Origin of the sequence: Pseudobacteroides cellulosolvens ATCC 35603 = DSM 2933 (genome assembly GCF_001262605.1) — a bacterium.
Classification (GTDB): Bacteria; Bacillota; Clostridia; order Acetivibrionales; family DSM-2933; genus Pseudobacteroides; species Pseudobacteroides cellulosolvens.
Map to the genome: position 1 here is coordinate 5393615 of NZ_LGTC01000001.1, position 14456 is coordinate 5408070.

18 protein-coding genes are annotated in these 14456 nt (G+C 36.2%); 5 read left to right on the forward strand and 13 right to left on the reverse strand.

The window, feature by feature from the left end; all coding sequences use genetic code 11:
• Window positions 1–52: 52 nt before the first annotated feature.
• Window positions 53–628: a hypothetical protein gene (locus Bccel_RS22310; protein ID WP_081926706.1), complete on the forward strand. Its 576-nt coding sequence runs from the start codon at window positions 53–55 to the stop codon at window positions 626–628.
• A gap of 64 nt (window positions 629–692) precedes the next feature.
• Here the strand turns inward: Bccel_RS22310 and Bccel_RS22315 are convergent, their stop codons facing one another.
• The 4 genes from Bccel_RS22315 to Bccel_RS22330 form a co-directional block, all read right to left on the reverse strand.
• Complete coding sequence (locus Bccel_RS22315; protein ID WP_036935705.1) at window positions 693–992, reverse strand: spore coat protein; 300 nt, start codon at window positions 990–992, stop codon at window positions 693–695.
• 41 nt (window positions 993–1033) lie between these two features.
• Window positions 1034–1300 carry a spore coat protein gene (locus tag Bccel_RS22320; RefSeq protein ID WP_050753740.1) on the reverse strand — a complete coding sequence of 89 codons (267 nt, stop codon included), beginning with the start codon at window positions 1298–1300 and terminating at the stop codon, window positions 1034–1036.
• Between the two features lie 144 nt (window positions 1301–1444).
• The gene (locus Bccel_RS22325) at window positions 1445–1630 is read right to left on the reverse strand and encodes a type Z 30S ribosomal protein S14 (protein WP_036935703.1); all 186 of its coding nucleotides are present in this window, start codon (window positions 1628–1630) and stop codon (window positions 1445–1447) included.
• A gap of 27 nt (window positions 1631–1657) precedes the next feature.
• The gene (locus tag Bccel_RS22330; RefSeq protein WP_036935701.1) at window positions 1658–2347 is read right to left on the reverse strand and encodes a manganese catalase family protein; all 690 of its coding nucleotides are present in this window, start codon (window positions 2345–2347) and stop codon (window positions 1658–1660) included.
• A 446-nt stretch (window positions 2348–2793) separates the two neighbouring features.
• Here Bccel_RS22330 and Bccel_RS22335 point away from each other — a divergent pair, with 446 nt between their 5' ends.
• A complete protein-coding gene (locus Bccel_RS22335; RefSeq protein WP_050753741.1) occupies window positions 2794–3816 on the forward strand; it encodes an S-layer homology domain-containing protein in 1023 nt (340 codons plus the stop codon).
• Window positions 3817–3884: 68 nt separating this feature from the next.
• Here the strand turns inward: Bccel_RS22335 and Bccel_RS22340 are convergent, their stop codons facing one another.
• The 3 genes from Bccel_RS22340 to rbr all read right to left on the reverse strand — a co-directional run bounded on the left by Bccel_RS22340 (window position 3885) and on the right by rbr (window position 6927).
• Entirely contained in the window at window positions 3885–5243 is a 1359-nt protein-coding gene (locus Bccel_RS22340; RefSeq protein WP_036935699.1) for a TerD family protein, read from the reverse strand.
• 118 nt (window positions 5244–5361) lie between these two features.
• Window positions 5362–6180: a sulfite exporter TauE/SafE family protein gene (locus Bccel_RS22345; protein WP_160317753.1), complete on the reverse strand. Its 819-nt coding sequence runs from the start codon at window positions 6178–6180 to the stop codon at window positions 5362–5364.
• Window positions 6181–6333: 153 nt separating this feature from the next.
• Window positions 6334–6927 carry a rubrerythrin gene (gene rbr, locus Bccel_RS22350; protein WP_036935694.1) on the reverse strand — a complete coding sequence of 198 codons (594 nt, stop codon included), beginning with the start codon at window positions 6925–6927 and terminating at the stop codon, window positions 6334–6336.
• Between the two features lie 172 nt (window positions 6928–7099).
• Here rbr and Bccel_RS22355 point away from each other — a divergent pair, with 172 nt between their 5' ends.
• The 3 genes from Bccel_RS22355 (at window position 7100) to Bccel_RS22365 (ending at window position 8500) form a co-directional block, all read left to right on the forward strand.
• Window positions 7100–7846: a YhcN/YlaJ family sporulation lipoprotein gene (locus Bccel_RS22355; RefSeq protein WP_036935692.1), complete on the forward strand. Its 747-nt coding sequence runs from the start codon at window positions 7100–7102 to the stop codon at window positions 7844–7846.
• A gap of 12 nt (window positions 7847–7858) precedes the next feature.
• Window positions 7859–8113: a hypothetical protein gene (locus tag Bccel_RS22360; protein ID WP_036935690.1), complete on the forward strand. Its 255-nt coding sequence runs from the start codon at window positions 7859–7861 to the stop codon at window positions 8111–8113.
• A 72-nt stretch (window positions 8114–8185) separates the two neighbouring features.
• A complete protein-coding gene (locus Bccel_RS22365) occupies window positions 8186–8500 on the forward strand; it encodes a demethoxyubiquinone hydroxylase family protein (RefSeq protein WP_036935688.1) in 315 nt (104 codons plus the stop codon).
• A 94-nt stretch (window positions 8501–8594) separates the two neighbouring features.
• On the opposite strand, the gene Bccel_RS22370 is transcribed toward Bccel_RS22365, so the two are convergent.
• From Bccel_RS22370 to thpR, 6 genes are all read right to left on the reverse strand, one after another.
• Window positions 8595–9254, reverse strand: a complete 660-nt coding sequence (locus Bccel_RS22370) for a VTT domain-containing protein (RefSeq protein WP_036935686.1) — start codon at window positions 9252–9254, stop codon at window positions 8595–8597.
• A 271-nt stretch (window positions 9255–9525) separates the two neighbouring features.
• Entirely contained in the window at window positions 9526–10062 is a 537-nt protein-coding gene (locus Bccel_RS22375) for a carbonic anhydrase (RefSeq protein WP_036935684.1), read from the reverse strand.
• Window positions 10063–10098: 36 nt separating this feature from the next.
• Entirely contained in the window at window positions 10099–11979 is a 1881-nt protein-coding gene (locus Bccel_RS22380; RefSeq protein WP_036935682.1) for a DUF4914 family protein, read from the reverse strand.
• Window positions 11980–12152: 173 nt separating this feature from the next.
• A complete protein-coding gene (locus tag Bccel_RS22385; protein ID WP_036935680.1) occupies window positions 12153–12527 on the reverse strand; it encodes a Na-translocating system protein MpsC family protein in 375 nt (124 codons plus the stop codon).
• Window positions 12528–12751: 224 nt separating this feature from the next.
• Entirely contained in the window at window positions 12752–13558 is an 807-nt protein-coding gene (gene zupT / locus Bccel_RS22390; RefSeq protein ID WP_201782035.1) for a zinc transporter ZupT, read from the reverse strand.
• Between the two features lie 259 nt (window positions 13559–13817).
• Window positions 13818–14378 (reverse strand): RNA 2',3'-cyclic phosphodiesterase, encoded by a 561-nt coding sequence (gene thpR / locus Bccel_RS22395; RefSeq protein ID WP_036935677.1) that lies wholly within the window; start codon window positions 14376–14378, stop codon window positions 13818–13820.
• Between the last annotated feature and the right edge of the window lie 78 nt (window positions 14379–14456).

The following is a 14456-nucleotide window of genomic DNA, read 5'->3' on the forward strand; positions in this document are numbered from 1 at the left end:
ATATTTAAAGGACAATGACTCACCTTTAATAAATGGCAGTGAAGTTACTTTTATTTATAGAGGGACAGCAGATAGTATTTACTTTGTAGGTGATTATAATGACTGGGAGCTCCAAGACAAAATGATCAAACTTCCAAATATGGACCTGTGGTATATAACAAAGGTGTTCCCGGAAAATTCACGTTTTGATTATAAATATGTTATTGATGGAAACTGGATTACCGATCCTTTGAACAAAAATGTTACCGCCGGTGGTGCAGGTAATAATTCTACTCTCATTATGCCAAAATACAAAAGCGAGTATGACGAAATAATAGCAGCGAATGTACCAAGAGGTAGACATGTTATACGCACTGGATGGATAAGATTATCTTACATAGGTGTTTCATGGGGAAGTTTAACATCTATCTACCTTGCAGTGTGTGCACCGGGCCAATTCAGCAGAGTTTTATCCCAATCAGGACCTTTTTGGCCAAAGAATTGGTTAATCTTCGATCTTGTGGGTGAAACAGTTACACCACAGATAAAATTTTGCCTGCAAACAGGAACAATACAAGATACTGAGGAAATAAACGATGCTATGGTAAATATTCTTACAGCAAAAGGTTATAAAGCAGATTATCTATGACGAAAAGCAGTAATTATATGGATACCGTATTGTGAAGCTTAACAAGTCCGGTATCCATCATGTATTATGGCTGCTGCATGTTTAGAACTGTATCTGCAGCCTTCATATCAACCTTTATCTGCTCATTTGGATTATATGCATGATAATATCCCTTATTCATCATATAATTTGTAATTCTTTCATGTGTACCGATTGCAACATCCATTTGTCTACGTAAAGTATCTCTTACTTCTGGTGTAGCAGTTTCAGCCAATGCAGCTGCATATCCTTTAATAGCACTTTTTGTGGCAAGCAAAAAATCAGTAGCAATAACCTGCTCTGTCATATCGCCCATACCTGCCAAATTCTGTATCATGTTTGCCATAATTCACCTACTTTCTTAAGTTTTCTTACATTCACTAAATTCTAATGGCTTGTTGTTCCCGTTGTTCCTGCAGTACCCATAGTTGTTCCCGACGTTCCTGTTGCCCAGGTTGCACCCTGCATCAAGTCCTGAAGCTCCCGTATGTGTCCCTGTGCAACGCTAAAGTCCTGCTCCAAAAGGCCTTTTAATTCCTGATCCTTAACAAGCCCAGCCATTGTTGCAGATTTTGTTGCACATACATTTTTGAATGTCAGAATTTCATGTAATTCAAATGCCTCATGTGGAGCTATAGTTTTCCCTGTTGCCAAAATAATCACCTCCAATTAATTCATAATCATTATTTATTATCCATAGAGCATTCAAAAAATATGCATGTTTACAAATGTTTTCTTTTTAATATTTGTAAATCAAAAAAATATTTGCATATTAGCATTGAACAACGGTATTAATTACTACCAGCTTGACTTTCTAATTCCCGGAATTTGACCTTTATATGCCAAACTCCTGAAGCATAATCTGCAAATCCCGAATTTTCTCATATATGCATGAGGTCTTCCACACAGCTTGCACCTGTTATACTTCCTAACTCTGTATTTAGGTGTTCGTAGCTGCTTGATTATCATCGCCTTTTTAGCCACTTGTATATCCCCCGTAATTTCATTTTATTAATGCTGGGATTGATTCTGCTGATCTGGATTGTTGAAGCTTGCAGGTTGAGGATTATTGACATCAAAATACTTACCTGGCGTAGACATATCAAAGTATATCTTTGAATCCTGTGTCACACCCCAATCCTTCAAAGAGCCTGTATCGTGAATTTTATTGAATGCTTCCCTGAATAAAGTATTATGTGCCTCCTCCCTATTTAATAAGAAGTCTATGGTTTCTCTTACTCCCTTGTCATTGATTTGCCTGTAAAGATACTCATATACCACTTTTGCTCTTTGTTCAGCAGCTATGTTGGATAGTATGTCAGCAGCAAGATCTCCTGTTTCATTGACATAAGCTGCTGTCCAAAGCTGCCCTGATGCATTGGTAAGCATTGGTGCTAGGCCGCTTAGCACATGTGCCTCAATATTTCCTATAGTAGCATTCTGAGCATCTAACTTGTGCCCATTGAGCATGTTTATTGTAGTTGCCACCATTTCCATATGACTTAGTTCCTCAGCTGCAATATCCAAAAACAGATCTTTTATGGCAGCATCCCTTATACGAAAACTCTGTGACAAGTACTGAAGTGCCGCCTTTAATTCTCCCTGCGGACCGCCTAACTGCTCCTGCAGCATGGCTGCATAATTTGGATTTGGGGCATCAACCCTTACATCCTTTAATAATTGTTTTTCATGTTTAAACATAGTATATCTCCTTCTTCTACAAACTTGCTTGCATATTATAGATAAAGAACTGTAAAACTAGTTATACTAGTTGAGCAGAATGGGCGAAAAAGGGCTATTCCAAGTGAACTGATATATAACTTTACAGTTTGGTATCTATAAATAACACTTTTTATTTATAGAAAAATCAATTTATTTTTATATAGTTATTAGCTTTTACAAATTTTCTATACCATATCAACAAACAAAGCCTATACCTCCATATTTTGAACGCCTAAACCGAAACAATACTTTAGATGATAAGTTTAGATGATAGCTTTAGAAATCTTATTATTATCAATAAGATAATTATTGACGATAACAATATAGCAAGAAGATAAAAAACTAGCTTAAGAATTCGGAGTAATCTTGCTTGAAGTAATATACCTCTATATTTTGAAAATTACTTTTATAAGGAGTGTAGAAACATGATTAAAAGATTTATTGCACTAACAGTATGTTTTTTGATAATTACGGTAAGTATGGTGTATACTACAGCTGTAAACATTGAACCTCCAGAAGACTTGAAAGTTGAAGTTAAAAGTTATGAAGATGGTATGCCTTATTTTGAACTCAAGTTTAGTGTACCAGAGGCAGTTAAAAACATCTTGGAAACCTCTTCGAAAGATGAAGAAGTAGTTTTTTATATGGCTGAATATCAGATCGGCAGCGGTGAATGGCAGCAAACTGGAGGAATGGATGCCTCTAACGGAAATACTATTATAATCAACCCAGAGGATATGGGGATTAACGGAGATATAGATATAAAAGCAAATATTTATAATTTCCGTGTTAAAGCCGACTATTTTCACTATGAAGTTAATGATGAACATGGGAATAGAATTACGACAGATACCAGCTCTTCTCCTTATTCAAACATAGCATCCACAGGTATCAAAGGATTTCAGAAAAGTTATAAAGATGCCAGCGAATGGGCAGTTCCTGAACTTGATAAGGCAGATGAATACGGATTCATTACTGATAAAATAAAGGATAAAATGAATGGGCCCATTACCCGTGAAGAGTTTGCAGAAGTTGCAATAAAGCTCTATGAGAAGATGTTTGGTAAAGAGGCTTCATATCAGGACACAACTGCTTTTAGCGATACCAAAAATCCAGAAATATACAAAGCTTTTGGACTTGGGATTGTTAACGGGGTTGGAAACAACAAGTTTGCTCCTAATGAATTGACAAATCGCGAGCAGGTTGCTGCTATGATGAACCGTGCCGTTAAAGTGGTTAAACCAAGTGCAGACTTTAGTACCAATGGTATTGAAAAATTTGCCGATGAGAAACAAATATCATCATGGGCATTGGATCCTGTAAAATTTATGAATAAAAACGGTTTTATAAAAGGTGTAGGAGGCGGTAATATAGCTCCTAAAGGTACAACCACAAGAGAGCAAGCAGTTATCATGGTTGTAAGAGTTTATGAAAAATACAGTAAATAAGAAACAATCAGCCATAGTAACCCGCAGAGTCAAATTTTTTGATTCTGCGGGTTATTGTTTTCAAGCTATTATTTGTAATCATTTCGAGGACCGGCATCCATAAGCACCTTAATCTTACCGTCATGTCCTCTTAAAAGCTTTGGCCGCCTCTCCGATCCCGGCTCACTGTACATTTCAACAGCATCTATCACAATTCCTTCAGGTGTATTTAGAATAACACCTGGAACACATGTATATATCAGATCATCATCATTAGCATTTTGAGATGAAATAGAAACAGTGGTTCCTTCATTATTATCGATTGTCATTGAAGCACGATAACGGTAAAAGGAACCTGTACCGTTGCTTTGGGCTGAGTAGACCACGGGGACTACTGCCAAAACATTATCATTGGGTCTTATTTTAATAATCTCAGTTTTACTGTCTTCCTTGGACTTTTTAGAGCGGAAGGAAAAAAATCCTCTTGCAGAACGCCCAACGTCCCCCATATGCTCAACAGTTCCATTATCAAAACTTTGCAACGGTTTTACACCATCAGCACCAAACATTGCCACATCAATTTGTCTTCCATCCTTTGTAAATACCAGTGCATATATATCATAGTCTGTTTTTGAATCCCAGGTTACATAAGCGGTTATTTCTGCAGTTTTATCAATAATGACAGGCTTCTGGCCCTTACTTAAATTGATCTTTCCAGTGACTTTCTGCAAATTGACCTTCGAGTTTCCTGCGGAAACGCCTGAATCGTCGTCCTGCTTTATATCATCACCCTGTTTTCCAGTTATATCCTGCTTTACAGATGCAATGTGCTGTTCAACTGCTGGACTTGTGCCAGCCTGACCTATGACTTCAACGACATTGACTCCATTTGCAGCACAATCTGCTTTAGCAGTACCTGTATCATCCTTTGCAACCTCAACACCGAAATGCCTGCAAAGGCCATCCAATCCTGATGAAAATCCCTGCCATACAGACTTCACTTTCGGCTGGCCATTACGAATATACAGCTCCAGAACAACAATTCCTTTTTCTTCAGTAAACTGTGCAGGTGTAAGTTCAATAACATCATTTCCAACATTAACACTTGCCTTAAGATTTTCAACTTTTGCAAATCCTTTACCTTTATCTTCAGTTAATGTTACAGCAATCCTTGTAATATCCGAACCCGCCTTTGATAAATCGAAGCTGATTTTGTGAGTCCTTACTCCCGATTCATCATGGGCAGGATAATAAATTGCCATACCTCCGGGTCCGTGAGGTTGGTTATAAAACACAATACCTTCGTCTCCTTGAACCTTACCATTATCAGTTAACAAAAATGCAGTCAAAGAAGTATCTATATCTTGTGAAAGTTTATGTGTAACTATTACAGTTCCTTGCATTAAACCTAGAGCAATATTTCCTCCAGGTTGAAGTGATTGGCTCATAAGTAGTTCTCCTTCAAATCTCGACATTTATATGATTCTGCAGCTTTATAGCTTGAAATTTATTTTATACATTTACATAATTATATCATATTAAATTCGCTGTATGAATGGAGTTTATTCAACGAGCGACCCCAGAAATAATTATTTTTAAGGCAGCAATCATTAATAAAACTGCAAATATTCTAATAATCCAAATATTTTTCATCCTTTTAGATATTGATGCACCAAAAAATGCTCCTGGAACTACTCCAAGACTAATTGTAATAGCAGTTATTACTCCTCCCTTTATTGCACCCGATATAATATTGGTTATTGTGCCTGAAAGGCAGCTGAATATTACTACAAACTGGGAAGTAGCTGCAGCTACTAGAACAGGAAAACCAAGTATGCGTATCATCAATGGAATATGGAATACTCCTCCCGCAAGTCCAACAAGGCTGGAGATAAATCCTGCTATTGCACTGCACACCACTCCTACTCTTATATCGTAAGACCATTCCTCTTTAGTTCCATCCCCTTTACTAAAATTCTTTTCCATAATGAATTTTGAACGAGTTTTTTTAACATTCTTTTCTTTCTTTCTATCTGTATTGCTTATAAACATGAGGACTGAAACCATGACCATAACGATTCCTAAAATTATCTGAAATAATGTAACAGGCAAGTATGTAGTTAAATAAGTTCCTAAAACGGAAGCCGGAACAGTAGCTGCCGCAAAAATAAACCCTGATTTAAAGTCAATTCTTCCTGATCCTCTATGTGCCAAAGCACCTGTTGATGAGTTAATAAATCCGATCACAAGGGTGATAGCAGTAAGAACTTCATGAGGCTTTTCGGGGTATATGGTCAACAAAACCGGAAGCAGGATAAATCCTCCGCCTACACCAACAAGCGTGCCTAATGTTCCAACAATAAATCCCAAGATAATTAAAATCAAATATTCAATAATTCATTCCCCTCTCTTACATTAAAAGTGTTAGTAAATACTGTTTCCATTTAATATTATAATTTCCCAGACATAAATAAACAATGCTGCAAGGGCATTTTTGTTTATGCCATTGCAGCACCACTCTCATTATATATCTATGCTTTAATAAGCTTCAGCCAATACCTCGAAATATGCTTTTGGATGAACACATGCAGGACACTTTTCAGGTGCTTCAGCACCTTCATGAATGTATCCACAATTTCCGCATTTCCATTTTATCTTCTCACCTTTTTTGAATACCGCATCATTCGCAATATTTTCAGCAAGCTTTTTGTATCTTTCTTCATGATGCTTTTCAACAGATGCAATAAGCTTAAAAGCTGCTGCAATTTCTGGGAACCCTTCTTCCTGGGCAACCTTTGCAAAAGCAGGATAAAGGTCTGACCATTCTTCATTTTCTCCATCTGCCGCAGCTTTCAGGTTCTCAATTGTTGTACCTTGTGCAACCGGATATGATGCATTGATTTCAATCATAGCTGGAAGCTCCCCCTGCAAGCCTTCAAGCAAAAACTTGTAAAATCTTTTCGCATGTTCCTTTTCATTATCTGCAGTCTCTATAAAAATATTTTTAATCTGTTTAAAACCTTCCTTATCTGCAACAGAGGCATAAAATGTATATCTATTACGTGCCTGTGATTCACCTGCAAAAGCTTTAAGTAAATTTTCTGCAGTTTTTGTTCCCTTCAAACTCTTCATATTTGACCTCCTTATAATAAACTGTATTTTTATTGAATTATCTCTATTATTCTACCACAGTTTATTATCATATTAACAATTTTATTTGTAAAATAATTATTACAAAGTTATCAGAAACTGGCTTAATAAAACATGCTAACTTCGATAAAAATAATTCTGGAGGTGGATTACTTTGAAAAGAAGATTTCCAGTTATTTTATCGATATTATTAGGAGTTGGTCTGCTGGGTGTACTATTGGCAGGCGGAAGTATTCTTGGAAGAAACACAAATCGAATAGCACGAAATAACACAACTCAACAAGGAAGGAACATTACAGGAACAGATATGAACGGCCCTAGCCCTATTCCAGGTCCCGATGCAAGAAACATTATACAAAACAATCAAAAAGTAGGAATAGGAAACAACTCACCATATATAGTGAATATTGGCAGAACACCAAGTCCAAACAACACTAACAATATTAATAACAACATTAACAATAATAACAATAATAACAATAACAACAATGTTAACAATATTGACAATACAAATGGCATTAATAATTTAAGGCTTAATAGAGAAGGAGAACAACTGGGATACAATGCACAAAAGGCAGATAACATATGTAAGCAGGTAGATAATCTCAATGGAATAGATAAGGTTAACGCTGTTGTTGCCGGCAATACTGCTCTTATTGGGTATGATTCTGCCAAAAAGAATGATGATATAGCTTCAACAAAAAATTTAATCTCCACAAAGGTAAAGCAACTTGATAACACTATAACAAATGTTGTAATAACAGACTCAAAAGATATAAACTCCAGAATAGGAAACCTGGCTGGCCATATTAAAAATAAAAAGCCTTTAAGCCAATTGAACTCTGAGTTTAATCAGATAATGCAAAGCCTTAATCCATCTGGAAAGCTGCTTACTCAGTAAGGAGGTATCGTTATGGATCGCAAGGAAGCATATGACTTAATTAATGGAATGCTGGAAGATACAGATTATCCTATAACCATAAAAAATATTGGGGACGTTGAAGATTTTCTACTTGATGACAGTAGTAGGAGATTTTCAGACCAATATGCTGCAATCGGAAGAATATACGATGAATTGAGCGGCAGCCCAGATATTGACAGATACCCTGAACCACCAATTGGAAAAGAAGAGGAAGAACACCGAAGTGCATCTAATGCAAATTTTTAACACTTTTAGAAGCACCGCTTTAGTCTAATCTATAAAAAAGAAGTTAATTATTAATGAAAAGGATGTGTTTAAATGGCACTGTTTGGAAACCCTTTTGTAGGCAATCCACCCAAGCTGATGTCAAACGAGGAGCTGGCACAAGCCTTACGTGTCGATATTGCAGGTGAGCTTGAAGCCATTGTCGGATATGAAGCCCATGCAATGGCAACTAACGATGAAAGAATAAAAAAGAATCTCTATCATATCGCTGATGAAGAAAGAAGGCATGTTGGAGAACTGCAGCAGCTTCTTTATATGATATGCCCGCGAGAGGCAGAATATACTGAGATAGGTAAGAAGAAGATAATAAATCAGCAGGAACAGAACTTTCAAGCACCCATTCAATAACAAAACCTCTTGCGGTATTGTCAACCTTAATCATTATTGTAATAAATTTAAAAAACCGGCCTATCGCCGGTTCTTTTTTATTTATACACATTGATTATTTACTTGCGGCAGCTCTTTTACTTTTTAGTATTCTTATAGTCCATGTGACAATTCCTGGTATTATACTTATAGCTACTACTGCAATCACTACCAGCAAAAAATTATTTTTAACCATTGGGATTTTACCAAAAAAGTACCCTAAAAAAACATTTACAGATACCCAGGCAACTCCACCCATAATATTGTAGTTAATAAACTTTTTGTTAGGCATTTTCCCCATACCAGCCGCAAAGGGTGCCACAGTCCTAACTAGCGGAAGAAACTTTGCCAAAATAATTGTCTTACCTCCATGCTTTTCATAAAAGGCATGAGCTTGATCCAAGTGTTTCCTGTTCAGCAGCCAAACATTTTGTTTTTTAAATATCTTTGGCCCAAAGTATTTTCCAAAGTTATAGTTTACAGCATCTCCTAATATAGCTGCCAAAATAAGAGAAAATGTCGCTATCCATATATTCATTGTTCCTGAAGCAGAAAGAGTCCCCACTACAAATAGCAGTGTTTCCCCTGGAAGAAAAGGTGCCATAAAAAGCCCGGTCTGACTGAAAACAATTAAAAACAGGAACATATAAGCAAAGGATCCAAACTTTTGGATCATTTCAATTATCTGTGTATCAAGATTTGATATAATATTTATAGACTGTAGTACTATTCCCATTAAACCTCCGTTTCAAGCACTAATTCCCAATGGTGTCAGGACATTTAAAAAAGACTTATAACATAACCTAAAACGCAGATTATATTATAAGTCTCGTTAACCCTTTAGGTAAATAAGCCAGATGCATAATATATATATACTTAAGTATACGCACCGTGATGCTGACTTAGTACTTAGTAACTGCTCCCTTTTAACAATATCATTGTATTATACCTCCTGCAGCATTGTCAATAAAATTCCATCTTGTAATGTAAAATTAGTTTGTTTATTATTATTCCAAAATCACACTTAGCATATTATCATCAATTGAGTAAAGAAGCGGCACAGCTTTTACTCCTGGATACTTTTGGGCCAACCTTTTTGATTCGTTTAAAACAAATTCAACTTGGTTATCAATTTCAAACATGGGGGCATAATTCATAAAATGTTCTTCAGCCCTTAACCGGTTCCAGTTGGCATTCTTACATAATCCTTCAATAAATTGTTCTCTTTTTGAAATTAAATTGACCATCCCACAATTGTCATGGGCTATTAATACAATATACTTGACTTCCCCGATAGCTATAGCATAAGACACTTTAAATTCGGAATACCTTAAGTTGGCACCGCCTGTTCTTATCATATAAGCAAAATTCTCCGGTATTCGCAATTGTTTCCTATTGTCCATGCACATCCCTATTAAAAGTTGTGCAGAATTATAAGTTTTAAACTCCGCTGCCAAGTTTTGGTATGCTATTAACTCCCAAACCGGTGTATTTTCAAAGTCGGAAGGGATTTTATTTTCTTCTGTAATCTTAATCAGCTGCATTTTATCGCCTCTTTAATATTAATCATAGTTCTAATATTACATCCTAATAGGAATAAGATCAATATATTCTTCAAGTTTGCCGTCATTCATACAACACTCAATAATTTCTCTTCCTAAGGGATTTAAATCCGGTGTTAAAAACTTTTCAAGCTCTTTTTTAAAGAAAGTGGTAAGTATTTTAGCACCTTCATCATAACCCTTGTTGCCTATTTCTGGCTGAAGGTTTGGTTGTAGGAACCCTTTGGCTAAAAATGTACCGTCTACTTTAAGTGTCTCCAATGAATATCCCATCAAGGAACATCTTGATTCAACAAGCTGATCTGCCCTGAATTTTGCGGTTCCCCTTCTGGCAAGATATTCTCTAGCCACCCATTGAGGCATAAATCCAACCTTATAGGCGCCTATATGCTGGTTAGGTATAATTATATACCTGGTTGCAGATGCAGAAATTATCTGGTCAAGCAAAAGATTGGCCTGATCAACCATTTTACCTGTTGCGAAAGGCCAGTAAGAGCCTACCCCTTCACTGCTCATGCCTTCCGAATCTGTAATACTTGGATTGTCATGTCCTCTTGGTGCAACCAGCCTCCATAACCATGCAAGGCTTGGCGGAAGAATATGAAAAACTCCCATTATACCATAGGACGGCTTTTCCTTTGTACATGGAGGCGTCCTGACACCAAAACTTCTCACATCAATTTCAACAGGTTCATCCACAATATCAGGAATAAACCTTCTAGGCATAATAACCCTTGGATTGGGGCACGGTTTTCCAGGTTCATCCATGGTATGTTCCCATATGAGACATGTAGATCCCGGTATTCCATGTATATTTAAAAATATAAGCGGTTCTTGAGGATGTATGCACAATTTCTCATAATGAGGATCAGTTCCGTATTTGTTGATATGGTTTATCCTTAAGAACCAACCAATTTCCGCATCCTTAACTGTAAGCTTTCTACTGCCATTCTGGATAGCTGGATGACAAAGTGCCATATCATCAGTAACAGGCTGCAATTGACATGTTTCCTTAAGCTCCAGGTATGTTTTTTCCTTGGTAATAGTATTTTGAGCAAGAATAATTCTGCCGTCCAATTCTTTATGAATTTGTTCCAACATCTCACTTTTCCCGCCGCCGCTAGCACCTTCATGCATGATGGTTATAATATTCTCATAAGGAGTTATAACCCTGACAGTAGAAGCATGGACAGTAACCCAGCCTTCAAGTTCCCCAATATGGAGCAGCACCCCGTATATGCCTTTTTTAGCACTAGGACCTGGATAGAGATTATATGAAAACAATTCATGCATATCGTCAAGTCTATTGTGTACCACAACCTGTTTACCTTCAAAGTGAGTATGTCTGTAAGGAGGGGCCAGATATATAACAGCTTTTGGCTTAAACCCTTCAGGTATTTGATTCTTTGGGATAAACCCTTGTAAATCGGCTAATCCTGCAGCAAAGAAACCTGCATTTGCAGGTGCTACCAATAAGGCCGGATACCCAAATTCAGCACCACCTGCCATAAATGGCATAATTATTAGCTCCTGATTTTTTAACCACTCAAATGTCAAACCACGAAGTGGCATAAAATCTTCGCCGTATACATCCCTATATCTGGGTTTATCTGTCTCACCATTATCTGCAACTACCATGCAGTCAGGGTCTCTCCTTCTCATATACATATCCATATAGTTTACAGCTGCACCATTTTTACATCTCACAACTGTTGCTTCAACTATATTTCCCTGCTCAGGCACATCATATTCAACCTCAAAAGTCATGTTTCCTTCATCACCTATAGCAAGGGATAAAAGATGGCTCCTATTTTCAGGGATAATGGTTTTGACACCACAATCAATAACTTGTTGCAGATCATACGGCAAAACTATTCTCTCTAAAAATTTATTGTTCATAATATTTTCCTCCTTAAATTTTTATATGCTTAGTCATAATCAAAAAAGCCAATACTTATAAACCTGTATTATCAGGTAATAAATATTGGCCTACACTACAACAAGTATGCTATACCCTTTGCTTGGTCAACCAGTTGTATAATTTATATTATCAATATAAATTGATTCTTATTTTATTTAGTTTCTGAATATTCGTTCTTTAATGAAATCACAATAACTTTTTCACCTGTCTTAGTACTGACATCGGAATGCATACTTATAACATCCATATCAATTATATCCCTTACAAGCTCCTTTAAATTATTGCCGGCAGTTTCGAACAAAGCTGTTCTCATATCCTTTATTAGCTTTATACCCTGTCCATTTTCAGCAAGCTTTTGCTCAGACTGGCTCAAAAAACCATCAATTATTATGAGAATGTGATTTTTTATAATTGTCGTCTTAATATCTCTAGGTCCACGACCCATATATTCCTTTTCAAATTTGCTGACTGCGTCACTTATTTGTGCCTCAATCTGCCCCTTCGTGAATTTATGTTTATCAGACATCAATTGCATCATCCTTACTTAGCTTTCGATAAATTAAGATTAAGACTTAATACAATAATACATTACAACAGTAAACATGTCAAACGATATTTTGAATATTACATTATATTATATTGCATTTTTTATTATATGTTCACGTTTTATATAAAAAAAGAAAGAATTTTTGCAATTTTTCTAGCGTCATCTTGCAAATATTAATTGACACCTTTTACTAACCCAAGTTTCTAAATAAAAAGTAGCAAACTTACAGCCATAACCATCATACCTGCCACAAGACCATAAATCGAAAGATGTGGCTCCCCATATTCCCTAGCTGTAGGCAAAAGCTCATCTAACGAAATAAATACCATTATACCTGCAACTGCTGCAAATAAAACGCCAAAAACAGCATCATTAAAGAATCTGAATAGCAATATGTAACCGATAATGGCTCCTACCGGTTCAGATAAGCCCGAAAGAAAAGAAAGCTTGAATGCCTTTTTCTTATCTTCTGTAGCATAATAAATAGGTATTGATACTGCTATTCCCTCAGGTATGTTGTGGATCGCTATAGCTACAGCAATTGCGACTCCCAACGAAGGGTCCTTTATGGCAGAAGTAAATGTTGCAAGCCCTTCAGGGAAGTTATGAATTGCTATTGCAAGGGCAGTAAATGTTCCCATTCTCATAAGTTTACCACGATCAACATCGGAACTACCTTTGTTTATATCTTCAACCCTGCGAAGTTCATGAGGGTTCTCAACAGAAGGCACAAACTTATCAATCGCTGCAATTATGAATATACCAAGGAAAAATGAGCCAACAGTAACCCATGATCCCATTGTTTCACCTAAATAACCTATCAAAGAAGTTTTAGCTTTAGAAAATATCTCCACCATTGATACATAGATCATAACTCCCGCGGAGAAACCCAGTGCAACAGAAAGAAATTTTGTGTTGGTTTTTTTCGTAAAAAAAGCTAACATACTGCCTATACCTGTTGATAATCCTGCAAAAAGCGTCAGCCCAAAAGCGATTAAAATATTATGCAAATCCATTAAATTTACCTCCTACATTATAACCCGCTTTAATATATACCCATTATTATACTAAGCATAACAATGAAATCAAACATCAACACCGTAGAAACCTGAATTAATATTTTTATTATTTCTTTGTACAGACATGTTTTGAAAATGATTTTACATTAGCAAATGCAGTTGAATCATCTGACTTTGCACTATAAACATGAATTTTTCGCAGCATATGAATCAAAGAAAATATTTTACAATAATTAATAATGTAAAATGGTTATTGCAAAACAAATAGATTATAGTCTGAAACCTTAGTATATACACGTTTATTTGCAATCTGCTCACTTTTAAAAAGATGGAGAGTGTTCACACTTACAGGACTAAAATCCAACTTTCCTATCGAATCCCGAATCTGCTGGAAATCACATTCAAAGACTATATCCTGCCCTATAGTGATGTGGGGCTTATAGCTTCTTTTTTCAGGTATAAGTCCTATTGGGGTTAATAACTCTTCCATCCTTCTATGCAATGCTCTCAATTCTTCAAGATCTCCACCAAGACCAATCCATAGAACTCGTATGGAATCCCTTCCTTCGAAAACACCAATATCCTTTATATTGAGGCTAAATGGCTTTACTGTTCTGCATATTTCCTTCACCACATTATCAATTTGTTTTTGCTGGCTCGGACTAATATCATCGAGAAACTTCAATGTCAGATGAAAATTATCAATATGTTTCCATCTTCCCCGTATCGCATAACGTCTCAACCTTTGTTGAAGCTCGTTTATCTTTCTCTTCTGTTCCTTGTCAAAATCAATCCCGATAAAAGCTCTCATTTCCCTCTCCTTAAACTCCCAATTACTTTTATTCCTATTATATCAAAATACTATTATAATTAAATTATAAATTACTTT

Excerpts from the sequence above, each read along its gene's own strand:
- Bccel_RS22375 (WP_036935684.1), bottom strand. The coding sequence starts at position 10,062 with ATGCAGCTGATTAAGATTACAGAAGAAAATAAAATCCCTTCCGACTTT.
- Bccel_RS22360 (WP_036935690.1), top strand. The coding sequence starts at position 7,859 with ATGGATCGCAAGGAAGCATATGACTTAATTAATGGAATGCTGGAAGAT.
- thpR (WP_036935677.1), bottom strand. The coding sequence starts at position 14,378 with ATGAGAGCTTTTATCGGGATTGATTTTGACAAGGAACAGAAGAGAAAG.
- Bccel_RS22370 (WP_036935686.1), bottom strand. The coding sequence starts at position 9,254 with ATGGGAATAGTACTACAGTCTATAAATATTATATCAAATCTTGATACA.
- Bccel_RS22340 (WP_036935699.1), bottom strand. The coding sequence starts at position 5,243 with ATGAGCCAATCACTTCAACCTGGAGGAAATATTGCTCTAGGTTTAATG.
- Bccel_RS22335 (WP_050753741.1), top strand. The coding sequence starts at position 2,794 with ATGATTAAAAGATTTATTGCACTAACAGTATGTTTTTTGATAATTACG.
- Bccel_RS22365 (WP_036935688.1), top strand. The coding sequence starts at position 8,186 with ATGGCACTGTTTGGAAACCCTTTTGTAGGCAATCCACCCAAGCTGATG.
- rbr (WP_036935694.1), bottom strand. The coding sequence starts at position 6,927 with ATGAAGAGTTTGAAGGGAACAAAAACTGCAGAAAATTTACTTAAAGCT.
- Bccel_RS22330 (WP_036935701.1), bottom strand. The coding sequence starts at position 2,347 with ATGTTTAAACATGAAAAACAATTATTAAAGGATGTAAGGGTTGATGCC.
- Bccel_RS22315 (WP_036935705.1), bottom strand. The coding sequence starts at position 992 with ATGGCAAACATGATACAGAATTTGGCAGGTATGGGCGATATGACAGAG.
- Bccel_RS22385 (WP_036935680.1), bottom strand. The coding sequence starts at position 12,527 with ATGTCTGATAAACATAAATTCACGAAGGGGCAGATTGAGGCACAAATA.
- Bccel_RS22380 (WP_036935682.1), bottom strand. The coding sequence starts at position 11,979 with ATGAACAATAAATTTTTAGAGAGAATAGTTTTGCCGTATGATCTGCAA.